Annotated in this window: 23 protein-coding genes; 12 read left to right on the forward strand and 11 right to left on the reverse strand. The window is 56.6% G+C overall.

What is annotated here, in order from left to right; translation table 11 throughout:
• Positions 1-9: 9 nt before the first annotated feature.
• The 11 genes from R2940_13785 to modA all read left to right on the forward strand — a co-directional run bounded on the left by R2940_13785 (position 10) and on the right by modA (position 9,879).
• Positions 10-741: a class I SAM-dependent methyltransferase gene (locus R2940_13785; protein ID MEZ4600853.1), complete on the forward strand. Its 732-nt coding sequence runs from the start codon at positions 10-12 to the stop codon at positions 739-741.
• A 78-nt stretch (positions 742-819) separates the two neighbouring features.
• A complete protein-coding gene (locus R2940_13790; GenBank protein ID MEZ4600854.1) occupies positions 820-1,260 on the forward strand; it encodes a C-GCAxxG-C-C family protein in 441 nt (146 codons plus the stop codon).
• Positions 1,257-2,624 carry a radical SAM protein gene (locus tag R2940_13795; GenBank protein ID MEZ4600855.1) on the forward strand — a complete coding sequence of 456 codons (1,368 nt, stop codon included), beginning with the start codon at positions 1,257-1,259 and terminating at the stop codon, positions 2,622-2,624. The genes R2940_13790 and R2940_13795 overlap by 4 nt, the downstream gene beginning before the upstream one ends.
• Positions 2,614-3,948, forward strand: coding sequence for an AMP-binding protein (locus tag R2940_13800; GenBank protein MEZ4600856.1), 1,335 nt, complete (start codon positions 2,614-2,616; stop codon positions 3,946-3,948). Before R2940_13795 ends, R2940_13800 begins: the two co-directional genes overlap by 11 nt.
• 4 nt (positions 3,949-3,952) lie before the next feature.
• The gene (locus R2940_13805) at positions 3,953-5,008 is read left to right on the forward strand and encodes an XdhC family protein (protein MEZ4600857.1); all 1,056 of its coding nucleotides are present in this window, start codon (positions 3,953-3,955) and stop codon (positions 5,006-5,008) included.
• Positions 5,001-6,146: an NTP transferase domain-containing protein gene (locus R2940_13810; GenBank protein MEZ4600858.1), complete on the forward strand. Its 1,146-nt coding sequence runs from the start codon at positions 5,001-5,003 to the stop codon at positions 6,144-6,146. The genes R2940_13805 and R2940_13810 overlap by 8 nt, the downstream gene beginning before the upstream one ends.
• Positions 6,118-6,789, forward strand: coding sequence for an alpha-ribazole phosphatase (gene cobC / locus R2940_13815; GenBank protein MEZ4600859.1), 672 nt, complete (start codon positions 6,118-6,120; stop codon positions 6,787-6,789). Before R2940_13810 ends, cobC begins: the two co-directional genes overlap by 29 nt.
• An 84-nt stretch (positions 6,790-6,873) precedes the next feature.
• Positions 6,874-7,620, forward strand: coding sequence for a DUF364 domain-containing protein (locus tag R2940_13820; GenBank protein MEZ4600860.1), 747 nt, complete (start codon positions 6,874-6,876; stop codon positions 7,618-7,620).
• Between the two features lie 14 nt (positions 7,621-7,634).
• Positions 7,635-7,904 (forward strand): DUF3343 domain-containing protein, encoded by a 270-nt coding sequence (locus R2940_13825; protein MEZ4600861.1) that lies wholly within the window; start codon positions 7,635-7,637, stop codon positions 7,902-7,904.
• A 15-nt stretch (positions 7,905-7,919) separates the two neighbouring features.
• Positions 7,920-9,074 carry an aminotransferase class V-fold PLP-dependent enzyme gene (locus R2940_13830; GenBank protein ID MEZ4600862.1) on the forward strand — a complete coding sequence of 385 codons (1,155 nt, stop codon included), beginning with the start codon at positions 7,920-7,922 and terminating at the stop codon, positions 9,072-9,074.
• 16 nt (positions 9,075-9,090) lie between these two features.
• Entirely contained in the window at positions 9,091-9,879 is a 789-nt protein-coding gene (gene modA, locus R2940_13835) for a molybdate ABC transporter substrate-binding protein (protein MEZ4600863.1), read from the forward strand.
• A 476-nt stretch (positions 9,880-10,355) separates the two neighbouring features.
• Here modA and R2940_13840 read toward each other — a convergent pair whose 3' ends face one another.
• The 3 genes from R2940_13840 to R2940_13850 form a co-directional block, all read right to left on the reverse strand.
• Positions 10,356-12,617: a TonB-dependent receptor gene (locus tag R2940_13840; protein MEZ4600864.1), complete on the reverse strand. Its 2,262-nt coding sequence runs from the start codon at positions 12,615-12,617 to the stop codon at positions 10,356-10,358.
• Positions 12,618-13,010: 393 nt separating this feature from the next.
• The gene (locus R2940_13845; GenBank protein ID MEZ4600865.1) at positions 13,011-13,178 is read right to left on the reverse strand and encodes a hypothetical protein; all 168 of its coding nucleotides are present in this window, start codon (positions 13,176-13,178) and stop codon (positions 13,011-13,013) included.
• Positions 13,179-13,422: 244 nt separating this feature from the next.
• Positions 13,423-13,830 (reverse strand): hypothetical protein, encoded by a 408-nt coding sequence (locus R2940_13850; protein MEZ4600866.1) that lies wholly within the window; start codon positions 13,828-13,830, stop codon positions 13,423-13,425.
• Positions 13,831-13,862: 32 nt separating this feature from the next.
• Between R2940_13850 and grxC the strand changes: the two genes are divergently transcribed.
• A complete protein-coding gene (gene grxC / locus R2940_13855; protein ID MEZ4600867.1) occupies positions 13,863-14,117 on the forward strand; it encodes a glutaredoxin 3 in 255 nt (84 codons plus the stop codon).
• A gap of 78 nt (positions 14,118-14,195) precedes the next feature.
• On the opposite strand, the gene R2940_13860 is transcribed toward grxC, so the two are convergent.
• From R2940_13860 to def, 8 genes are all read right to left on the reverse strand, one after another.
• Positions 14,196-16,028 carry a bifunctional homocysteine S-methyltransferase/methylenetetrahydrofolate reductase gene (locus R2940_13860; protein MEZ4600868.1) on the reverse strand — a complete coding sequence of 611 codons (1,833 nt, stop codon included), beginning with the start codon at positions 16,026-16,028 and terminating at the stop codon, positions 14,196-14,198.
• Between the two features lie 25 nt (positions 16,029-16,053).
• On the reverse strand, positions 16,054-16,623 hold the full coding sequence (locus R2940_13865) for a CoA pyrophosphatase (GenBank protein MEZ4600869.1): 570 nt from the start codon (positions 16,621-16,623) through the stop codon (positions 16,054-16,056).
• The gene (gene rpe, locus R2940_13870; protein MEZ4600870.1) at positions 16,623-17,288 is read right to left on the reverse strand and encodes a ribulose-phosphate 3-epimerase; all 666 of its coding nucleotides are present in this window, start codon (positions 17,286-17,288) and stop codon (positions 16,623-16,625) included. Before rpe ends, R2940_13865 begins: the two co-directional genes overlap by 1 nt.
• A gap of 288 nt (positions 17,289-17,576) precedes the next feature.
• On the reverse strand, positions 17,577-18,929 hold the full coding sequence (gene rsmB / locus R2940_13875) for a 16S rRNA (cytosine(967)-C(5))-methyltransferase RsmB (GenBank protein ID MEZ4600871.1): 1,353 nt from the start codon (positions 18,927-18,929) through the stop codon (positions 17,577-17,579).
• A 121-nt stretch (positions 18,930-19,050) separates the two neighbouring features.
• Positions 19,051-19,890: a zinc metalloprotease HtpX gene (gene htpX / locus R2940_13880; GenBank protein MEZ4600872.1), complete on the reverse strand. Its 840-nt coding sequence runs from the start codon at positions 19,888-19,890 to the stop codon at positions 19,051-19,053.
• A 29-nt stretch (positions 19,891-19,919) separates the two neighbouring features.
• A complete protein-coding gene (locus tag R2940_13885; protein ID MEZ4600873.1) occupies positions 19,920-20,699 on the reverse strand; it encodes a DUF116 domain-containing protein in 780 nt (259 codons plus the stop codon).
• A 1-nt stretch (position 20,700) separates the two neighbouring features.
• Positions 20,701-21,648 (reverse strand): methionyl-tRNA formyltransferase, encoded by a 948-nt coding sequence (gene fmt / locus R2940_13890; GenBank protein MEZ4600874.1) that lies wholly within the window; start codon positions 21,646-21,648, stop codon positions 20,701-20,703.
• A complete protein-coding gene (gene def / locus R2940_13895) occupies positions 21,645-22,163 on the reverse strand; it encodes a peptide deformylase (protein ID MEZ4600875.1) in 519 nt (172 codons plus the stop codon). Before def ends, fmt begins: the two co-directional genes overlap by 4 nt.
• Positions 22,164-22,210 lie beyond the last annotated feature (47 nt).

Below are 22,210 nucleotides of genomic sequence, written 5' to 3' on the forward strand. Positions count from 1 at the left end.
AAGTCCGGCATGAGCAGCGGTATCACCTGTCCATTGGGGGCACCGCACCTTTACGAAACCGAAGCCCTGCGCCAGGCAACCGGGGAAACTCTGCGTCCCGGAGGCCTGACTTTGCTCCAGGAGGCGATGAAGCTCCTGCATTGGCCGGCAGGAAGCCGAGTGGCGGATATCGGCTGCGGAATTGGTTCAACTGCGGCATATCTGAGAGAAAAACATGGCTTGCAGACCTTCGGCATAGATCTTTCCGCTCGACTGCTCGGGGAGGCAGCATCCCGGCATGTCGATCTGCCTCTGGTTCGCGGGCGGGCAGAAAATCTCCCCTTTGCCGACGGATCCCTTGCAGGCCTGACCTGCGAATGTGTTCTTTCACTGACCAGGGACCCGGATCGAACCCTGCAGGAATTTCAGAGGGTGCTTGCCCCCGGGGGAACGATGGTTTTGAGCGATCTGTATCGCCGCAAAAACGCCGATGCCGGAAGCGTTCCGAAAAATTGCTGTCTTTCGGGCGCGGTGAGCAGGGAGCGTTTATTCAACTGGTTACATGAAGCCAAACTCGAAATCAAAGTCTGGCAGGATCGATCCCACCTTCTCGCTGAATTGGCGGCGCGCCTCGTGCTTTTGCACGGCTCTCTTGAATCTTTCTGGGAGCAGTTTGCCCCTAACAGCGAAGGTCATTCACTGCATCAAGCTGTACAAGCTATCCGACCGGGATATTTCCTGCTGATTGCCAGGAAATTCTGATCGGGGAAAAATCGACAACCACCTCAAACGGCCTTATCCGAGCCACGGGCTCACAATGGCCAAGCAAAGGATGACATCGTGAACGAACTGTCATGCATGCTGGAACTGGCCCAAAAGGGCTACTACTGTTCGCAGATCCTTTTGGCTCTCGGACTGGAAAATTGCGGAAGGACCAATCCGGACCTTATTCGAACCATGGCCGGCCTGGCTCATGGCGCCGGATTCGGGGATGGGACCTGCGGTGCCCTGACGGGAGGCATGTGTCTGCTGGCCTTTTATTCAGCCCAGGGTTCCGATGACGAAGAGGAGCATGTGGCTTTCATGGGGATGCGCATGCAACTGGCTGATTGGTTCAAGGAGTTTTACGGCGAACAGTACGGTGGTATTGACTGTGCATCGATTGTCGGCGACGACCCGGATCCTAAATTGCGCTGTGGCCAGATCGTGGGAGCAGTCTATCTCAAGGTCAAGGAAATTCTGGCGGAAAACGATTTTGAACTTTCGGAGTGCAAGGCATGACTGAAGGATTTACCGCACTTCCGATTGAAACAGCCAGTCTTTGTCCCACCTGCCTGAAGCGCCTTCCCGCCCGGCGCGAAGTTGTCGGTGATCGGGTAGATCTGGTCAAGAGCTGTCCCGAACACGGCGAATATCGTGCTTTGATCTGGCAGGGACCGCCACACCTCTCCGAATGGAACCGGCCCAAAACACCTTCCCAACCCCCTGTCTGCTACGGGGAAGTCAAAAAGGGTTGCCCCTTCGACTGCGGCCTCTGCCCGGAGCATGGCCAGCACAGCTGCTCTGCCCTCCTGGAAGTGACCGGCCGGTGCAATCTTCGCTGCCCGGTCTGTTTTGCGGACAGCGGTAAAGAAGAAGTTGCCGACCCGCCTCTGAGCGTCATCGACAGCTGGTACCGGGCCGTTCATAATGCCAGCGGGAAGAGCATCGTCATCCAGTTATCCGGAGGGGAACCGACGATCCGCGACGACCTCCCGGTCATTATTGCCTTGGGGCGCCGGCAGGGGTTTTCCTTCATCCAGCTCAATACCAATGGCCTGCGACTGGCGGACAGCCCCTATTATGCCCGGGAACTTAAGGAAGCCGGCCTGGCTTCGGTCTTTCTTCAGTTCGATGGCACCACCGACGCCATTTATGAGCGCCTGCGCGGCAAAGCCCTGTTGCCTCAGAAAATCAAGGCCATCGATCACTGTCTGGCCGCCGGTCTGGGTGTAGTTCTGGTGCCGACCGTTGTGCCGGGCGTCAACAGCAACAACCTCGGCGCCATCCTTGATTTCGCCTTGCAACGTGCTCCTGGGGTTCGCGGCGTCCATTTTCAGCCGATCAGCTACTTCGGCCGTTTTCCCGCTCCCCCTTCAGATCAGGATCGGATGACCTTGCCGCAGATTCTCCGCGGCATTGAACAGCAGACCGGGGGTCGAATGCGGGTCGACAATTTCGCTCCTCCCGGCTGCGAACATTCCCACTGCTCGTTTCATGGCAACTTCCTGGTCAACCCGGACGGTTCCCTGCTGCCTTTGACCAATAAGGACAGCTGCTGCTGCAACAAGCCGACTCCTGCTGCGGAGGGTGCCCGCAAATCAACGGACTTTCTCACCCGCCAATGGGCTGCCCCGCAGCAATCGACACCTCCTCGCAACGGCGCTCCGGAGAGCCTGGACAGCTTTCTGGAAAGGATCAAGACCCATACCTTTGCCGTTTCGGCCATGGCCTTCCAGGACGTATGGAACATCGACCTGGAACGGGCCCGGAATTGCTGTATTCATGTCCTGACCCCCCAGGAAAAGCTGGTTCCCTTCTGCTTGTACAATCTCACCTCGGCGCAGGGAAGGTCTCTTTACCGAGGTCACGAAGATGCAACTTAGCCCGTTGGATGCCTGGATTCTCAAGGAGTTGGGCCAGAAGCAGGATGAAAGACTTGACCTGACCCGTTTACGGGAGCACCAGTTGCGACAAATAAATTGGACCCTGGCCCATGCTGTCGCCAACAGCCCGTTCTATCGATCGAGGTTGGCTGAGCGGGTTGAGCTGCCCCTGGCTTCCCTGGCGGAATTGGCCCGGCTGCCCTTCACCACCTCGGCCGATCTCTGCCGGGAAGGGCTGCAGATGCTTGCCGTCAGCCAGGGACAGATCGACCGCGTGGTCACCCTGGAGAGTTCGGGAACCACCGGCCCGGCCAAAAGACTCTATTTCACCGGGGAGGAACTGGCGCGCACTCAGGCTTTTTTTCGTTGCGGAATGTCCCAGGTGTTGAAACGCGGATACCGCGCACTCGTGCTGCTGCCGGGAGAACTGCCGGCCAGCGCGGGGGACCTTCTGGCCCGGGCTCTCGAACCAATGGGCGTATCCTGTCACGTGCACGGCCTGGTCAGGGACCCAGGCGCCTGTGCCGCGCTTCTGAAGGAGGAATCCTTCGACTGCGTCGTGGGGATCCCCGTGCAGGTTCTGTCCGTCCTTCGCCAGCCGCTGTCGGCAAAAATTCCGCCTGGACGGATCAAAAGCGTGTTTTTGACCTCGGATTTCGTTCCCCGGGCTCTGGTCGAGGAGATCGGCCGGCTATGGAGATGCCCGGCCTTCAATCATTTGGGCATGACGGAAATGGCCCTGACAGGCGGGGTCGAATGCCTGGCTTTGGCCGGATATCATCTGCGGGAGCCCGACCTCTACTTCGAGATCGTCGATCCGGGCACGGGGCGGGTGCTGCCTGCTGGACAAACGGGGGAAGTTGTAGTGACCACGCTGACCCGCTCCGGCATGCCGCTGATCCGTTACCGCACCGGCGATCTTTCCGTTTTCCTATCCGATCCCTGCCCCTGTGGCAGCAGGCTGCCCCGGCTGGGCAAGCTGCGGGGGCGATTGGCCAAGCGGGTCGACCTGGGTCGCGGTGAACGGCTGGGCATGCCTGATCTGGACGAAGACCTGTTTACCGTTCCCGGCCTGGTCAATTTCCAGGCCATGCTGACTCGGGATTGCGGCGTCAACCATCTGTCATTGGCCGTCGAATCCGTTGCCGGCCTGGAACAGGCCACCTTGCGGGAAATCGACCGCCGACTGCCGACGATCCCGCCGATTCGGCGTGCTCTGGATGCGGGAACGTTGAATTTGCCCCCGGCCATTCTTTGTGCGGCTCCGCTGCCCGTCTCCGCTACCGTCAAACGAAACATTGAAGATTTGAGAAAGGAGTTTTAATCCCTTGCGAAACCTTATAAAAAACCTCTGCCAGCTCCTCGATTCGGGAGAAGACATTGTCGTCGCCACCATCGTCAGCAGCAGCGGTTCGGCTCCGCGCACCGCCGGCACCAAGATGATCATTCGTGCCAACGGTGAAATTTCCGGCACCATCGGCGGCGGACTGGTCGAGGCCCGCGCCCAGCAGACCGCACCCCAGGTCTACGCCAATCGCCATGCGCAGACCTACGTCTTCGACATGACCGGCGCCAACGCCGATACCATGGACATGATTTGCGGCGGCGAAGTGGAGGTGCTGCTTGAGCATATCGCTGCAAACGACAGTAACCGGGCCCTGTTTCAGGCCTGGCAGCAGGCCCTGGAGGACGGACGCCGGGTGCTGCTGGTGACTCCTCTGCAGAAAGATAGCCAGACCCGGGAAGGCCTGCGCTGCCTGATTGAAGACTCCACAATCGTGATGGGACCCGGTCAACTCGATGCCGAAACAGTCGAGCGCATCTGGACCGAAGCCAAGGGCAAAAACTTTCCGCTGCTGATCAAACTGCCGCAGGGGGATTTTTATGTAGAGCCCAGCTTTGTGCCGGCTACCCTGTTTCTGTTCGGCGCCGGTCACGTCTGCCAACCGACCGCCGCCCTGGCCCACATGGTCGGCTTCAACACCGTGGTCCTCGACGATCGGGAGGAATTCGCCAACCGCAAGCGTTTTCCCACTGCCAGCACCATTCATGTGGTCGGCTCCTACGAAGGCTGCATGAACCATCTGGACATCGACGCCAGCAGCTATCTGGTCATCATCAGCCGCGGACACCGTCACGATCAGACCCTGCTGCACCAGGCCCTGCACACCGGAGCCGGCTACATCGGCATGATCGGCAGTCGCGGCAAACGGGACAAGATCTATCGAAACCTGCTTGACGAAGGGGTTCCCCAGGGAGCCTTGGACAAGGTCTATGCTCCGATAGGGATGGCGATCGAGGCGGAAACTCCCGAGGAGATTGCCGTCAGTATCGTTGGCGAACTGATCCTGGCCCGAGCCCGCAATCAGGTGAAAAATGGCTGATTCCTTTGCCGCTATCATCCTGGCGGCCGGTCAGTCGAGGCGCATGGGGGAATTCAAGCCGCTGCTGCCATTGGGGGAATCAACCGTTCTTGAGCACGGTGTTGCCCTGTTCCGCAGGTCGGGGATTCGCGATCTGCGGGTGGTAACCGGTCACGAGGGGGATCGGCTCCAAGACCTCTTGCATTCTCTGCAAGTACCGCGAGTGGACAATCCTCGGTACCGGGAGGGGATGTTTACTTCCATCCAGGCTGCCGTTCGCACCCTGCCGGAAGGGATCTCGGCATTTTTTCTTCTGCCGGTGGATATTCCTCTGGTGCGCCCTTCGACGGTAAAAACCCTGCTGCGAGCCTGGCATACAGGTCGGCAAGGTATCATCCAACCGGTATTCAACGGAATCTACGGACACCCGCCGCTGATCAGCATCCGCTATCGCGACATTATCCTCGGTGCCGATGGTGAAGGCGGGCTGAAAAAACTGCTTCGCAATTTTTTCGAAGACACCCTGGAACTGGAGATTTCCGATGAATACGTGCTGCTGGATATGGATACGCCGGAGGACTATGAATTGCTCTGTCATCGGTGGAACCGGCAGGGGATCCCCACGGAGAAGGAATGCGAACACCTGCTGGCCCACCAGTTCGACCTGCCGCGCCATACTGTTGAGCATTGCCGGCAGGTTGCCCGAATCGCTGTCCGGATGGTAGATGAATTGAACAGGAAGGGGCTGAGCATCGATCGGGAGCTGATTCTTGCCGCAGGGCTTCTTCACGACTGCGTCCGCTCGCAACCACATCATGCCGTAGCGGGGGAAAAAGCTCTGCGTCAGCTGGGATTTCCGGAAGTCGGTAGCGTCGTCGGTCAACATATGGATCTGAGCGTCTCGGACGACCCGAAACCTTCAGCCGCCGAAATCCTTTACCTGGCTGATAAACTGATTGGCGGACATCACCGTCTCGATCTCAAAAATCGATTCGAGGAAAAAAAGAAGCGCTACGCCGGTCAGTCCGAAATTCTGGATAAGATAGAATCCCGCCTGCAGGCGGCACTGAAAATCAAAGGGAAGCTGGAGTCTTTTTTAGGCAGCTCTCTGGAGAAGGTTTTGACTGAAAGTGAAAACGAAAACATCCAACAAGCCTGAACAGGCGGAAACCCTGTCCGGCGGCAGTGAACCCGGGTGCACCTGCTACCTGATCCGCCACGGCGACACCCGCCAGGATGAAGTAAAACGCTACATCGGCCACACTGACCTGCCCCTCAATGCCCTGGGCAGGGACCAGGCCAGAGCACTGAAAAAGCGTCTTGCCCACATCCCTTTCGACCGCATCTACAGCAGCGATCTGCGCCGATGCCTGGAGACGGCCAGGATCATCGCCGGACCCCAGGGGAAGGGAATCCGGAAGCTGCCGTCTCTGCGGGAGATCAACCTCGGGGAATGGGAGGGTCAGCCTATGGCCAGCATCCGCCGTCGGTTCCCGGATCAATTCGAGAACCGAGGGCGGGATCTGGCAAGATTTCGCACTCCGGGAGGAGAAAGTTTTCACGAACTCCAGGCTCGCGTGGTACCTGCTTTTCTCGAGCTCATCAACAACACGGAAGGAAATCTCCTGGTTATCGCTCATGCCGGAGTCAATCGAGCGATCCTCTGCCATCTGCTCGACCGCCCCCTCGATGAACTCCTCGAGCTTCCTCAGTCCTATGGATGCCTCAATATCATCGAACGTCAAGGCGACCGCTTAAGCGTAAAATCGATCAACCAGGCTGAGAATAGCTTCCGTATTTGAAAGAAAATATTGACCCGTTTTTATCTTGAACTGCAGTTTCCAGAAGCCTAGGATGTTTGCTCAAACTGGAAAAAGGAGAACAAAATGGACATTCTGCACCAATCTCAAATTCGCCTGGCCGCCCTCTGCAGGGAAGCCGCTCTGGTGCCCGAACTGCCTCTGGAGGTACGCTGCCTTACTCCCGATGAAGCGATCGGGGTCCGGGCGGACGAGAACTTCGTCATCAAGAAGGGCAAGGAGCGGGTCATAGAAGCCACCTTCGGTGAATCCCGGGGTCAGGCCTTCACCGATCATCCCGGAAACTGGAAAGGCAGCCTCGGCGAACTCCTCGAGATGGAACTGGACGATATCGGCAAAAGAGCCATTTTTACTGCCGGGCTCAATGCCGTTCTTCGCAGTCTCGGCGAGGCTGAAGGAACCATCCACTGCCGCAACGAAGACCCGACCCGCTGCGGCGAAGAGCTGACCCAGCTTCTTTATGAAAAGTTCGGCGTTCGCAAATACGGAATCATCGGCCTGCAGCCGGCCATACTGGACGCCATGACGGCCGGTTTCGGCAGCGCCAAGATCCGCGTATTGGACCTGAACGAGGACAACATCGGGCAGAAAAAGTTCGACGTCACCATCTGGGACGGTGAAAAAGATCTCGACCGCCTGCTCGAATGGTGCGATGTGGGCCTCGCCACCGGCTCCTCGGTCGTCAACGGATCGATCAACGGCTTGTTACAGCGTTTCCAGGAAGCGGGAAAACCTTTGGTCTTCTTCGGCAATACAGTTTCAGGGGTCGCTGCACTGCTCGAGCTGGACCGCGTCTGCCCCTTCGCCGACTGAGGTCATGCTGAGGTATGATCTCCGAAAATGAACTGATAGCTCTGTTCAATTCCCCAACACGGGTGATGAAGGCCGAAAAGAGCCTGCGCGAAGCCGGATTGCCCTGCCGCCTTGTCCCTGCCCCAAGGGAAGTTGCCGAAGGCTGCTCCATGGCTCTGCGTTTCGCCGACTCTGACAAGGTGGCAGTTTTTCGCGAGCTGGCGAAAAAAAATCTTTTGCCGCCCCGCCTTTACTGTAAACGAAAAGAAGGTTTTTTTTCACTGCCCCTCCCCTCTGCCGAATAGAGCAAAGAGCCCCTTATGCCCATCTATCTCGACAATGCAGCCACGACCTTTCCCAAACCTGAAAGCGTCTACCAGGCCGTTGATCAGACCCTGCGCCGGTGCGGAGTCAACCCCGGGCGCGGCAGCTATCGTCTGGCCATGGAAGCCAGCAGGATCATTTTTGAGACGCGGGAGAGCGTGGCCGAACTTTTCCATATTTCCGACTCTGCGCGCGTGGTTTTCACCGCCAATGCAACCGAGGCCATCAATCTGGCCCTGTTCGGCCTGTTGCAGCCGGGGGACCGGGTGATCACAACCACCATGGAACACAATGCCGTCTGCCGCCCCCTGCACCTGCTGGCAACCCGCGGGGTTGAGGTGGTGCGGGTCCCGGCGGACCCTACCGGCCTGGTTTCACCGTCCACCATTCGTGACGCAGCGTCTGCCTCAGGGCACAAAACGAAACTGGTGGTGCTCTCCCATTGCTCCAATGTCACCGGCACCATCCAGCCGGTGCCGGACATCGGCCGATGGTGCCGGCGGGAAGGCATCCTGTTCATGATCGACGCTGCCCAGAGTGCCGGACTGCTCCCCATCGACGTCCAGGACATGGGCATTGACCTGCTGGCCGCACCCGGGCACAAAAGCCTGTTCGGTCCGCCGGGCACCGGCCTGCTCTACCTCGCCGACGGTTTGCAGCCAGCCCCTTTGATCTACGGCGGAACCGGCGGGAATTCTCTCTCGACCTCCATGCCGGAAGAACTCCCGGAGCGCCTGGAAAGCGGCACTCTTAACACCCCCGGCCTTGCCGGCCTGCTCGCCGGCATCAACCATGTCCGCCAACAGGGGCTGGACAGAATCCATCAGCACAAGACCGGCCTTCTCGAACAATTGATTAGAGGGTTGCAAGCCTTGCCCGGCATCCGCATCTATGGCCCAGGTGCTGCAGAACAGCATGGAGGAGCCGTATCCTTTAACGTCGAAGGCCGGGATCCGGCAGAAATCGGCTATCTGCTCGACGAGAAATATGGAATTTGCGTCCGAACAGGACTGCATTGCGCTGCCGACGCCCATCGCACTATCGGCACACTGCCCTCTGGTACCATTCGCGTCAGTCCGGGGCTGTTCAACTCACAAGCCGACATCGACACACTGCTGATGGCTGTGGAAAAAATCGTCTCAAAAACCTGACTCTGGAGAATAGACCATGCGTCTCCCCGTTCCGACATCCGTCATCTTTCTTCTTTTGGCCTTTTGTCTGTCCGGAAGAACAACCACTTCTCAAGCCGCGGCCGAACCCCTCACGCTCAGGGTCTCTGCCGGTGTCGGCCTGAAGGACGTTCTGCAAACCCTGCAAAAGACCTATGCGGAGAAGCAACCAGACGTCAGGATCGAGTTCAATTTTGCCGCCTCTGGTGTTTTGGTCAAACAGATCGAGCAGGGTGCTCCCGTCGATCTTTTTCTCGCTCCCGGCCGACAGCATCTTCAAGCCCTGATCGACGCCGGCTCAACCGATGAAATGCATTCCTGTGCTCTGGTCGGCAACGATCTTGCTCTGATTGTGTCACGGGAAAAAGCGAATCAAATTCAGGGGTTTTCCGATCTGGCAGGGAAAGCTGAAACTCTGGCCATCGGCCAGCCGGAATTCGTGCCGGTCGGCAGGTACGCTCAGGAGGCCCTCACCCACCTCGGCCTCTGGAAGGATCTTCAATCGAAAGTGGTATTTACCAAGTGCGTGCGTCAGATAACGGTCTACGTGGATTCCGGCAATGTCGATGCCGGTCTCGTTTTCAGTTCGGAAACCAAACTGCTCTCGAACGGCAGAGTCGTCACCCTGGCCCCTGCGGACAGTCATTCACCTGTCGTCTTTTCCATGGCCGGCATCCGCGGAACGAAACATCCTGAGGCCCTGGAAGCCTTGATGGCATTCCTGAAAAGTCGTGAAGCCGCAGCCATATTCATAGATTTCGGCTTCAGGCCCTTAACCGGAGAATAAAACAGTGGAAGCCGCAGAAAGAAACCGGACCATGGCAGGTCGAGAAGAGAAAGGGGTATATAGATCGCCAGCAACCTGCTTATGACACCGGCATACTCAGAAGCTCAATCATACTGTCAATCTTGAAAGGAAATTGCAATGGCAACAAAAAAATGCGCGACTTGCGGCATAGAACTCGATCCCGAAAGTCTGAATGCCAAAAAATGCTCCGAGTGCGGTGCCTGGTTCTGCCACCTCCACTGGGGCCAATACAAATGGCAATGCGTTTTGTGCAAATCTTACGCACTTACCAACAAACACAACAACCCCGAAGGCGATTTCAGTTAAATCGGTCTACAAATTAGAGATCCGAATAATTCATAGCCCCGCTTTCGCTGAAGCGGGGCTATGTTGTTCAGGACAACACAGATTATCAACGATATCGATTGGAGTTCAACACCATAAGACCGGAAATCAGGAAAGGTTGTCACCTCTCGTCAGAAAGCCAGAGATAACGTTGCATATATCGTGAAAGGTGCCCCTACCTGATACGTGGATCCTAGCGTAGTGTAGTCAGAAGTATTGATGATACTGATGTACTCTTTGTCGAAAACGTTGTTCAACCATAGAGAAATGTTTAGATCTTTGACCCAGGAATTCGAGAAATTCTTATCATAGGAGACACCGAAGTCGAAGACTACGGCGTCGTCGATTTTTTCTTCCTGAAGGATATCACCGTATCGGCTGGACCAGTATCGGACAACCGGTGAAAAAGTAAAGTCTCCGATGCGGTAACTCGCGATCCCTTTTACCAAAAATTCAGGGGCATCAGGCACCTGGTTCCCTTTAACAGAAATAGTTGTGCCTGCCTGGTCATTAATATCCTCCGAAAAATAGAAGCGGTTGTAAGAAAAAGAGCCATACAAGGACAGGTTCCTAATAGGCATGACCCCGGCCTCCAGTTCAAAACCGTAGGCCTCCGCATCGAAAATGGCTGCTGGAAATGTCGCATCAAGGGATGCATCGTAATAGGTGGCTGTCTTGTTTTTGTGCTTGGCATAATAGACGGTGGGAACGATATACAGCTTTTCCGAGATATATCGGAATCCAAAATCAAAGCTGTCCGCGATTTCCAATTCCTGGTTGTCCCAAAGATTCTGCAAGGTGATCCCCCTGCTATTGAAAGCAGCTTGTTGGGAAATATAAAAAGGATAAAGGGCCACGCTCATGCCATAGTTTCTGCCGTAGGAAAAGTAGCAGCTCAAGGAATCGGTGAGGGCATAGCTCAAGCTGGCATTCGGAAGGACCTCCTCGAAATCCTTGGAATCAGCGCTTGCGCCGGGGATAATGGAGGAGGCCATGTCAAGGGCTGTTTGATAACCGACATCCGGAATTCCTTGAGTATTGTATGTGGTTATTTTTGGCATTGAATAATCAAGGTATTTAAGGCCGGCCTGGAATTGAAATGGTCCGAAAAAATATTTGCCGGAAACATAAGGCATATTCTGACGATGTCGTGATGAATTGGAGAGAAGTTGCCATCTGTCGAAAATCAGCGTGTCGTTTGACACCTGATATAATTTCCAGGAAGTGGGCGGCCCGGGTCTTTCCTGTTCAAGGTAAAAATAGCCGATATCAAACGAGAAGGCGTCGATCATCATAGAATATCCTGCCTGGAAACCATACAGATCATGATCGATATCCCATCTGCGAATCCGATTTTGACCATTTCTCATGGTTATCGTTTCCTGGTAATAACCTTCATCCTTCCAATAAAAAGGTTTTAATATGACTGATGCATCTTCTGAGAAAGAATATTCAATACTGCCAAACAAATTGTAATCCTCGAATTTATTTTTATTGTATCCGTAATAAAAATAATCAGATGGATTTTTGGAAAAATCGAAATTGTAGTTTTCGCCAAGCGACGAAGCCTGTCCAAAATTCAGCACTCTATACGGATTTGCCTCTACTTCGTTATAAATGGAGAAGGCCTCAATTTTGAGTCTATCGCCGAGTTTTTGGGTTAAGCCCAGCATTGCATTGTTCCGTTCGGAATCTCCCTCTCCCTTCCACTTGTCTGCGGCAGTATGGGAATAGGACAGGAATCCGGCCGTTCGGGATGGCAGAACCCCTGAATCGAGCCGCAGATAAGTCCTTCCGGCATCATGACTGCCCAAGGCCTGCTTGAGATTGAAGCCGAAGCTGTCTGTTGGCCGCTTGACTTCCATATCGATTTTCCCACCGATATTCGTGAGACCGAATCCCTGGTCCCCTGGAAGGCCGCCCTTATAAATGGATATGCTGCTGAAATTTTCCAAATCGTAGATATTGGCACCTCCTCCAGGCCTTCCCGACACCGGAAGGTTTTCCACGTTAATTGGGGTGGAGGGGTTGCCTCCCCCCGTCGGCTCAATACCCCTGAACCGGAACGATTCGTGATAATTGCTCATATCCCCCAGGCCTAGAGGGTCCACGCTCTGCTGGTGCACGGATGGGATCAGATTGATGGCCTTTGGCACGGACATCTTGTATGTGGGTCCGAGGGTGTTGATCCCCTTGTCCGTGATTTTTGTCTTGGTGCTGGTGTCCGTAAAAAGAGGCCCCACAAACTCTTCTTCCTTGAATTTGCCTTCGACTTCAATCTCTGGCAACGTGACGACATCCTTTTTCTGATGCTCATCCTGGGCAGCCGCGGGGGTGAAAAACATGGTCAGCAGAACGAACAGCACAGACCCGATGCAAGTGAAATATGTCATCTTCCGCCTCCTCCTTTCTAGTGCACCAAAAACACCTGATAACATTTTCTGGCCGGTTGCGACCAAATCATGCGGGTTTCGTTGGGTCCGTAGGGTGGCGGAGGACGAAATAGGCGCGGAATGGGGGCAGGCCAAGACATAACGACATTATAATGTCTAAGAGACATGAAAATGCCACGGAGGGCGTTATAATGTCAAACTTTTTTTCCTTCAAGAAAGGGCTTTTTAAGGGTGAGAAGGGGAAAAAATAAGGCCGGTCAAGGTTCTATGCACCATGCCTGCGCCAATAAAAAACCCGCCTTACCGGGGGACTTTCCGGAAGGCGGGTTTTAAACCCGGCTTTGCTTTTATTCCTGCAAAGGGGGGGCACCTCAGGTGCCTGGAAGTTTTGGTTCAGCCCAGCTTTTCGTCGATGAACTGGCGGGCGGCAGCGATGGCGCCATCTTCGCTGTCACGGGAATAAACTTTGCCGCAAGGCCGACCTTCGGCGTCAACGATAGAGGCTTCGAACCCTTCCATACCTGCTACTCTGGTGCTGATCTTGAATCCCTGGTACTCCATTGTCTTTCCTCCTAGTTTTTTTATGATTCGGCCAGGAGTGGCCCTGGTGTTCAGTAAAAAACCCTCCTTGCCGCGCTCAACTCACGTTGACAGATACGGCTGAAAGGGTTTAATGGCTCCGGGGACGGATTATTACAACATTTCGAGGGAAAATGCAACCCTGTTTTCATTGAAAAATTGGATTTTTCTGCTTCATTTACAAGCAGTTTCACTTCCCGGACGACCCTGTCCCGGCAGTCATTCTTCACGGCAGTTCAGGAAAGGGGCTGACGACTTTCCAGGAATTGTTTTCGAACAACCACTCCTGCTTCAGCTGAAAGGTTTTCACCACCGCGGAAGGCAGGCGGTAGTACTGGAGCACGGTTACCGTCTCCGCCCGCCGGTTCTCTTCGCTCAGATCCGCCGATGCCGGTTCCACGGCAACGAACCGCAGATCTTCACCTCCGGAGTACTTTTCCAGAAAAAGAGTTCGCTGCTCTACCGCCAGATGCCGCGCCGCGCCCTGGTAATCCTGCCAGCGAAGACGTTGGTTGAAATCGTCTCGGGCCGATAGAAACTTTTCCCCGGTTTGCAGGCCGGCCATACTGCAGGAGGCCAGAAAAACGACGCCAAGCAAAATGAGGTATACTCTTGCACTAGCCGTTTTCCACATCAACTTTCTCCTTTGCCGCTGATGGAGCCTTCATGAGTAGAATCGAAATATACACCAAAAATTACTGTCCCTACTGCCGCCGTGCCAAAGAATTGCTGCAGGGTAGAAACATTGATTTTATCGAGTACGACGTGACGGACGATCCTGAGAAGGAAGAGGAAATGCGGCAACGCTCTGGCCGCCGCACGGTTCCCGAGATTTTCATCAACGACCGGTTGATCGGCGGCTGTGACGACCTGTTTGCGCTGGACCAAAGAGGCGATTTGGATGCCTTGTTGCAGGGATGATCACTGCCGGCCCTTGAAAAAATCAACTTGGTCCAAACGCTATTTATTTGAAAGAACAGGATATACAGGGTCAAGGCTTTAAGACCTTCGGCCTTTAATATACTGAAGCAACTCCAGTGCCAGTTCGATCTTGCCGAAAGGGGGCATCAGGGTATAACCCTTTGTCCGGCTGCCTCCGGCATCTATCAGTTCCCGGGCAATGGCCAAACCCTCCCTTATCCCCTCCATCCCGCTGGTCCCGCGCATGCGGCGGCGGATGTCGTCGGACAGGCGGATGCCCGGCACCTCGTTATGAAGAAACTCGGCATTGCGTTCGCTGACCAGAGGCATCAGTCCGACCAGCACCGGGATCTGCAGAGGGGCCAGCCGCTCCAGCATTTCCTCCATCACCTTCGGGGAAAAAACCGGCTGGGTCTCGACAAAACAGGCTCCGGCGGCAATCTTCTTCTCCAGTTTACGGATCTGCCCCTCGATATCCTTGACATTGGGATTGAAGGCTGCCCCCGCCACAATCCCCGTCCTGCCTCCGATATCAGCACCAAGCAGAGTGGTTCCGCGGTTGAGAGCCTGCAGCAGCTCGAGAATCCCGATTGAATTGAGATCGAAAACGCTGGTCGCGCCACTCTCGCCTCCAATCGGTACGGGATCGCCGGTCACGGCCAGAACATTGCGAATGCCGAGCAGGTGGGCACCCATCAGGTCCGAATGCAGGCCGATCAGATTCCGGTCCCGGCCGGTCATATGGATAATCACCTCGATCCCCGTCCCTTCCTGGATCAGCCGCGCAAGAGCGATGTTGCCCATCCGGATGCGGGCCAGGGGATTTTCGGTCAGGCTGATGGCGTCGGCACCCGCTTTCGCCAAAGCCTGGGACCCCTGCAGAACCTTACTGCAATCCAACCCTTTGGGGGGACCGATTTCGACGGTCACCACCGGCCTTTTCCCCCAGTTGTCGAGAAAGGATTTGGGTCTTTCCGCCGGCGGCGGAAAAGATCGGGGTGCGAGGAGGGGAGCGACTTCTGCCTGACGGACAGCGGGTTGCAGGTTGGCCAGAGCGGCCGCCAGATGTCGGATATGACCGGGGGTGGTACCACAGCAGCCGCCGACCAGGGTCGCGCCGACCTGGACCAATTCTTGACCCATATGGGCAAAATATTCAGGCGTTGCCAGATAGATGTAGCGGCCGTTAATAAACTGAGGGAATCCGGAATTGGCGAACCCCGCCAGAGGCAGTTGGGTGACACCGGCCATGCGCTTCAGAACGAGCAGCAATTCCCTGGGCCCGGAACCGCAATTGGCGCCTACAGCATCGGCACCGGCGTCCTCCAGTCGCCGCGCGGCCTCTTCGGCCGTTATTCCATGCCGGGTTCGGCCGTCCTCAAAAAACGCCATCTGGGCGATGACCGGCAGGCTTAACTCCTTCGCCACCTGCAGGGCCGTTAACAGCTCTTCGAGTTCGGAAAAGGTTTCGAGCAGGAAAAGATCCACGCCCCCTTTCGCCAACCCTTCCATCTGCGCGCGAAACAGCTCGGCCCTTCGATCCACGGTTCCTTCGGCCGCCTCTCCCCGCGGCCTGAGCAAAGGCCCAACGGAACCGGCCACCAGCAGTTTGTCCCCGGCCTCGCCCCTGGCAAGCCGAGCCGCAGCCCGATTGACTTCTCGAACCTTTTTTTCAAGGCCGGCCGTTGCCAGGGCGGGAGCGTTTGCTGCAAAGCTGTTGGTTTCCAGCAGACGGGCTCCGGCCGCCACATAAGACCGATGGATCTCCGCAACCAGTTCCGGACGAGTCAGATTGAGGGATTCGAAACGCACCTCCAGAGGCACACCGCGGCTGTAAAGCTGGGTCCCCATGGCTCCGTCGCCGACCAGGACCTGTTCCCTGAGCATCTGCACTACATGTTTGGGGTTCATATTTCATTCCCTCTATCAGGACAAATCAGAATCCGATGACCCCGATTCGTTGAAGGAACTGCCGGAGAATGGCAGCCGTTAAGCCCCAGATCTGATGATGGTCGATGGTGAAAAAGCCTACCGGATGGAGGCGTCCCTTGTGTTCCCAGTTTTCCATATGAAAGACAGCCGGATCGCAAAGGCGCTCCAGGGGAACTTCGATCACTTCGGCGATTTCACTGGGATTGGCGCGAAAGGGATAGGGCCAGGGGAGGGACCCGACGAAGGGGGTGACATGATAGCCGTAAACCGACACGAAATCATCCAACCGCCCGAGAATACAAACATCGGCCGGTCGAATCCCCATCTCTTCCTCAGCCTCTCGCAGAGCGGTTTCCTCCAGGCTGGCATCGCCTTCGTCCTGGCGCCCTCCGGGAAAGGAAATTTCCCCGGCATGGTCCGGCAGATGGTCTGTTCGCAGGGTAAAGAGCAGGACCTCCTGGTCCTTTTTCCAGTAGAGAGGCACAAGCACCGCTGCCGGACGCAGAACTCCTCGGTCAATGACTCGAGGGGGATGATCTGCCAGGGCGGCTTGAATGACAACCGGGTCCAGCATCAGGCGGAATGGCCGGCAGCCCGGTCCCGCAGGGCCGTAATGGTGGCACGATAATCGGAAGTACCGAAAACGGCACTGCCGGCAACAAAAACATCGGCGCCCGCCGCGGCAATTGCCCGGATATTGTCCAGTTTCACACCGCCGTCCACCTCCAGCTCCACAGACAGACCGCGCCGATCGATCATTTTTCTCAGGGCTTCGATCTTCGCCAGACAGGCCGGAATGAAGGTCTGCCCGCCGAAACCGGGGTTGACCGACATCACCAGCACGAGATCCAGATCCTCGAGAATCACGTCCAGGATGGATACGGAGGTGGCGGGATTAATGGAAACTCCGGCCTTTCGTCCATGACTTTTGATCAGTTGCACGGTCCGGTGAAGGTGATGGACCGCCTCGCCGTGAACAGTGATGATGTCGGCTCCCGCCCGGGCGAATTCGGGAATGTAGAGATCGGGATTTTCGATCATCAGGTGGACATCGAGAGGCAGGTCCGTTACCCGCCGGGCGGCCTCGACCACCAACGGTCCGATGGTGATATTGGGAACGAAGTGGCCATCCATGACATCGACATGGACGTAATCGGCGCCGCCGGCAGCAATGGCCTCGATTTCCTGGCCCAGGCAGGCAAAGTCGGCGGAGAGAATGGAAGGGGCGATTTTGATCATTTACTCTGCTCCAATGCACAGGTCTTTGGGGATCCTGCTGATTGCCTAATTAAGAATTGAATCGAAGGACAAAAAGACTACAGGCAAACCTGTAATTTAACAAGGGATGGGCAGGATATTCAGGATAAAGGCTTCAATCCAAAGTCTTTGGGGTTTTATCCTGTCCATCCTGCATATCCCTGTTCATTCAGCCTTTTGGGTTTGTTGTTTCTTCTTTTCCAAAAAATTGCCAGTTTTTTGATTTTTACCAGATTTGCCCGCGCCGCCCCAGCAAAAAAATGGTCGCACTCAATTCCGCCGAAAGGAGACGGCATAGAAGGCATCCATGCCGTGATGCCGGTGGGGAAACGTCCGTAATGCGCCCTGCTCGTCGAAAAGTTCCTGCCATGACTGCGGTGCCTGCTCCCGCAGATCCTCCCGGCTGAATTCACCGTGGCCGGACAAAAACCTTTCGGCGACAACAGTGGTTTCTTCCTGTGCCAGGGTGCATACGGAGTAGAACAGGCGTCCTCCCAGGCGCACCAGCGGTGCAACCCGATCCAGCAGCATCGACTGCCGCTCGCTGTTGGTCCGCAGATCGTCAGGCGTGCGCCGCCAGCGGCTCTCGGGATTTCGACGCAGTACGCCGAGCCCGCTGCAGGGGGCGTCGACCAGGACCCGGTCAAAACTGTCCGGTACGAGAAAAGCGGACGGCGAGGTCACGTCCCAGGTTCGACAGGCGATACCCGAAAGACCGAGCCGTCGGGCCCCCTGCTCGACCAAAGCCAACCGCTCGGCATCGATATCCAAAGCGAGGATTTCGGCCCGATTATCCGCCAGAGCTGCAAGATGAGTGGTCTTGCCTCCAGGCGCCGCGCAACAGTCGAGCAGCCTTTCCCCAGCCTTTGGAGCGATCAGGCAGGCCATCAGCATGCTTGCTTCATCCTGCACCTGATACCATCCCTCCCGGTCTCCGGGCAGGCGGCGGCCGGGACCCTCAGCGACGATGACCCCTTCGGCAACATAAGCGGTCGCTTCAGCCCGGTAGCCCGCCTCCTGCAAAGCTGCAAGAAAGGCCTCACGGGTCGTTTTTTGGGTATTCACCCGCACGGTGAAGGGAGCCTGCTTCAACATTGCTTCGGCCAGAGCCAGAGCTTCTGTACAGCCGTACTGATCGAGCCATTGCCCCGCCAGCCAATTTGGGAGGGACAAAACCCGCTGCAGGTAAGCCCGAGGATCAGAGTTGCGGTCCGGCCAGGGGATGGCGTCGATACCGCGGATCAGGGCTCGCAATATGCCGTTGATAAAACCGGTTACCCTGGCCAGGCCCAGGCGGCGGGCAAGCTCCACCGTTTCGTGCACTGCCGCACGTTGAGGTATCCGGTCGAGCAACAGAAGCTGGTAACCGCCGAGGCGCAGCAGTTGCACCACGGCTGGTTCGATTCGGGTCAAAGGCTGCCGGCAGAAACAGGAAAGCGCGTAATCGAGGCGGCCGCGGTAGCGCAGAACGCCGTAGACCAGTTCCGTGAGCAGCCTCCGGTCACGATCATCCATATGAGGGTTGGCGGCAAGTACGGCATCGAGAGCCTGGTCGGAAAAAGCTCCATCCTCGACCTCGGTTAAAATCTCAAAGGCCAGCCTGCGAACATCGGTTTTTTTCAAAAGCCTACCCCTAAAAAATGAGACCTATAGGTCCAATGGGTCCCATAGGACCTATAAACACAACACGGGGGCATGATGACATGCCCCCGCTGATGGTATTTGAGCCCTGTGCGGCAGGCGCTCAGCCTATGGTCATACTTTCCAAGCGACGAATCCGCTCGGCCATCGGCGGATGCGTGGAAAACAGACTGGTCAGCCCTCCCCCTCGCAGGGGGTTGACGATAAACATATGAGCCGTGGCTTCATTGACCCTTGGCATCGGATGCCGTGAGTTGGCCGCATCCAGTTTCCGCAGGGCGCTGGAGAGATAGAACGGGTTGCCGCAAAGTCTGGCGCCTGCCCGGTCGGCCTCGTATTCCCGGGAGCGGGATATGGCCATCTGCACCAGCATGGCTGCCAGCGGTGCGAAGATGATCAACAACAGCATTCCGATGGGATTGCCGTCGTCATCGTCCCGCCCTCCAAAACCGCCGAAAATAGCCGCCCACTGAGCCATGTGCGCCAGGTAGGAAATGGCCCCGGCGATGGTTGCGGCGATCGAGCCGATCAGGATGTCCCGGTGTTTGACATGGCTCATTTCATGGGCCATGACTCCCATCAGCTCTTCGCGGCTGAGAATCTGCAAAATCCCCTCGGTGGCAGCAACAGCGGCGTGCTGGGGGTTGCGTCCAGTGGCAAAGGCGTTTGGAGTGGTCTGGGGCAGCATGTAGACGCGGGGCATGGGCAGGGCGTTGCGCTGGCAAATCTCCCGCACGACCTCGTAAAGCGGACCGCTTTCCACCTGCCGTCCCCGATACATCCGGATCACGATTTTATCCGAAAACCAGTAGGAGCCCAGATTCATCACTCCGGCCAAAATCAGGGCGATCAAAGCCCCATTCTGTCCACCTATCATTCCTCCGGCCCAAACCAGAAGAAGGGTCAGGACCGTCATCAGCAGAATCGTTCGAAACAGGTTCATGGGTTTGCAACTCCTCCAGGAGTATCTTTTCAGGAAATGACGTGCTCATCGAGGGCCTTGCGAACATCAGCAAGGTCGATATGGGTATTATAGCAGGGACCTGCGGGGCGCTGGTTGAAAACACCGATCACCGGCAGGGGATAGGCATCGCGGATGCCCGCCGTCAGGTCCCTTTCGCAGGCCACCGCCAGCACGAAGCGGGGCCGTTTTTCCGTCAAAATCTTGCGCGCAAGGGTTCCTCCGGTGGCAACGGCAATGGAGATACCCCGTTCCTTGGCCAGTTCCGCCAATCCCCCGATGCAGCATTTGCCGCAGCGTATACATTTTTCGATGTCTCCGGTAACCTTGATCGGACAATCATGCAGTTGCAGGCAATGGGGCAGCAGGATGATGGCCTGGCTGGCCGGGACACGCAAGCCGCGTCCCCGTACCAGCTTGTTGTTCAAGGAAATAAAGGAACGCTGCAGGGAATCCCGATCCACACCCAGGACCTGCCCTATGCCAATGATAGCGGGCAGCAGATATTTAATGGCCAGGCCGCGAAGGCGCCTGGAAAAGAAAAGGTCTTTGCCGCTGACCAGAGTCAGGCCCAACAGCAGCAGAACGGTGAGGATAGCAATGACGCCGACCCCCAGCAGTATGCCAAACCAGCGGGGCAGCTGGGGATGAATATTGGCCAGCCCTATGCTCGGAACCCACCAGACAAAAAAGGACAGTAGCAGCAGCAGCAATCCGATAATGGCCAGGACCCCGAGAAAAACCGCCTGCGAAGATCCGTAAGCCTTCTCAGTACAACAGGCGTTACTCACATCAATCTCCCAGGCGGATGCCCGCCGGCAGGGGCCGACCGCGAAGAAAGTCGGCGACAGACAAACGTTTTTTCCCCGGAAGCTGAAGTTCCCGGACCCGCAGAACACCTTGGCCGCAGGCGATTCGGATCCCGTCCGGCCCGGCTTCCTGGATTGTTCCAGGGGCACCTCCCGAACCGTTTTCCACCGAGGTGCCGCTAATTTTCAACATTTCACCCTGCAGATAGGTAAAGGCCCCGGGCCAGGGATTCAGTCCCCGCACCAGATTGTGCAGTGAGCGGGCATCCTGTTCCCAGTCCACCAGCCCGTCTTCTTTTTTCAGCATGGGCGCGTAGGAGCTGAGCCGGTCATCCTGCGGCTCCCTGGTCAATTTACCGGCGACAAGCCGCTGCAGTGTTTCTTCCATGGCTTCCCGGCCCAGCAGCGCCAGGCGGTCGTGCAGTTCACCGGCGGTTTCATCAGGGCCGATCTCAGTGGCCCGCTTGACCAGAATGTCTCCAGTATCAAGGCCCACATCCATCAACATGGTGGTGACTCCGGTAACCTGTTCCCCGTCCATCACCGCCTTGTTGATCGGCGCAGCTCCGCGATAACGGGGCAGCAGGGAGGCATGCACGTTGATGCAGCCGAAGCGGGGGATCTCCAGGACGCTTTTCGGCAGGATCTGCCCATAAGCCACCACCACGATCAGATCTGGAGAAATCTGCCGCAGCTCCTCGATCACTGCCGGGTCGCGCAGACGTCCCGGCTGATGCACGGGAATGCCGAGCCTGCAGGCCAGTTCCTTGACCGGAGGTGCCGTCAGCTTTTTTCCCCGGCCACTCGGGCGGTCAGGCTGGGTGTAGACAGCGCAGACAGAAACGCCCGCCTCTACGAGGCCCTCAAGGGTAGGCAGCGCAAAATCCGGCGTGCCCATGAACACGGTACGTAACCCCTCCGGCCTGATCAAAGTCGCTGCTCCTCCTGCTGTCTGAGCTTCTGATACTTTTTGCGAAACATTCCCCTCTTCAACGAGGACAGATGATCCACAAACAGGATCCCGTCCAGGTGGTCGATTTCATGCTGGAAAGCCACGGCCAGCAGACCCTCGGCATCGCGTTCCACCAGCTTCCCATCCAGGTCCTGATAACGGACGCGCACCTTGGCCGCGCGGTGCACAGGGGCATAGAATCCGGGCACCGAAAGGCACCCCTCTTCCTCGAGGGACTCCCCTTCCACGACTAATATCTGGGGATTGATTGCAGTGATCAGCTCTCGCGGCCCTTCCTTGGGAGAACAGTCAAGCACGGCAAGGCGTTTGGATATTCCCACCTGGGTTGCAGCCAGGCCCACCCCGGGGGCCGCATACATGGTTTCCGCCATGTCCCTGGCCAGGGTTCTTATGCCTTCATCGATTTCTGCTACCGGTGCGGCCTTCTCTTTCAGCACCGGATCGGGATAAACTCTTATTTCCAGGATCGCCATAGCTTTTCAATCCGTTTCTCAGCCTGAATTACGGCTCGTCATATATG

It is taken from the genome of Syntrophotaleaceae bacterium, from assembly GCA_041390365.1.
Lineage (GTDB): Bacteria > Desulfobacterota > Desulfuromonadia > Desulfuromonadales > Syntrophotaleaceae > JAWKQB01.

What these genes read in the sequence shown, in the direction of transcription:
- R2940_13795 (MEZ4600855.1), top strand. Translation starts at nt 1,257, where the DNA reads ATGACTGAAGGATTTACCGCACTTCCGATTGAAACAGCCAGTCTTTGT.
- modA (MEZ4600863.1), top strand. Translation starts at nt 9,091, where the DNA reads ATGCGTCTCCCCGTTCCGACATCCGTCATCTTTCTTCTTTTGGCCTTT.
- R2940_13840 (MEZ4600864.1), bottom strand. Translation starts at nt 12,617, where the DNA reads ATGACATATTTCACTTGCATCGGGTCTGTGCTGTTCGTTCTGCTGACC.
- R2940_13850 (MEZ4600866.1), bottom strand. Translation starts at nt 13,830, where the DNA reads ATGTGGAAAACGGCTAGTGCAAGAGTATACCTCATTTTGCTTGGCGTC.
- R2940_13860 (MEZ4600868.1), bottom strand. Translation starts at nt 16,028, where the DNA reads ATGAACCCCAAACATGTAGTGCAGATGCTCAGGGAACAGGTCCTGGTC.
- R2940_13825 (MEZ4600861.1), top strand. Translation starts at nt 7,635, where the DNA reads ATGATCTCCGAAAATGAACTGATAGCTCTGTTCAATTCCCCAACACGG.
- grxC (MEZ4600867.1), top strand. Translation starts at nt 13,863, where the DNA reads ATGAGTAGAATCGAAATATACACCAAAAATTACTGTCCCTACTGCCGC.
- R2940_13820 (MEZ4600860.1), top strand. Translation starts at nt 6,874, where the DNA reads ATGGACATTCTGCACCAATCTCAAATTCGCCTGGCCGCCCTCTGCAGG.
- R2940_13845 (MEZ4600865.1), bottom strand. Translation starts at nt 13,178, where the DNA reads ATGGAGTACCAGGGATTCAAGATCAGCACCAGAGTAGCAGGTATGGAA.
- R2940_13865 (MEZ4600869.1), bottom strand. Translation starts at nt 16,623, where the DNA reads ATGCTGGACCCGGTTGTCATTCAAGCCGCCCTGGCAGATCATCCCCCT.
- R2940_13830 (MEZ4600862.1), top strand. Translation starts at nt 7,920, where the DNA reads ATGCCCATCTATCTCGACAATGCAGCCACGACCTTTCCCAAACCTGAA.
- rpe (MEZ4600870.1), bottom strand. Translation starts at nt 17,288, where the DNA reads ATGATCAAAATCGCCCCTTCCATTCTCTCCGCCGACTTTGCCTGCCTG.
- R2940_13800 (MEZ4600856.1), top strand. Translation starts at nt 2,614, where the DNA reads ATGCAACTTAGCCCGTTGGATGCCTGGATTCTCAAGGAGTTGGGCCAG.
- R2940_13785 (MEZ4600853.1), top strand. Translation starts at nt 10, where the DNA reads ATGAGCAGCGGTATCACCTGTCCATTGGGGGCACCGCACCTTTACGAA.
- def (MEZ4600875.1), bottom strand. Translation starts at nt 22,163, where the DNA reads ATGGCGATCCTGGAAATAAGAGTTTATCCCGATCCGGTGCTGAAAGAG.
- htpX (MEZ4600872.1), bottom strand. Translation starts at nt 19,890, where the DNA reads ATGAACCTGTTTCGAACGATTCTGCTGATGACGGTCCTGACCCTTCTT.
- R2940_13810 (MEZ4600858.1), top strand. Translation starts at nt 5,001, where the DNA reads ATGGCTGATTCCTTTGCCGCTATCATCCTGGCGGCCGGTCAGTCGAGG.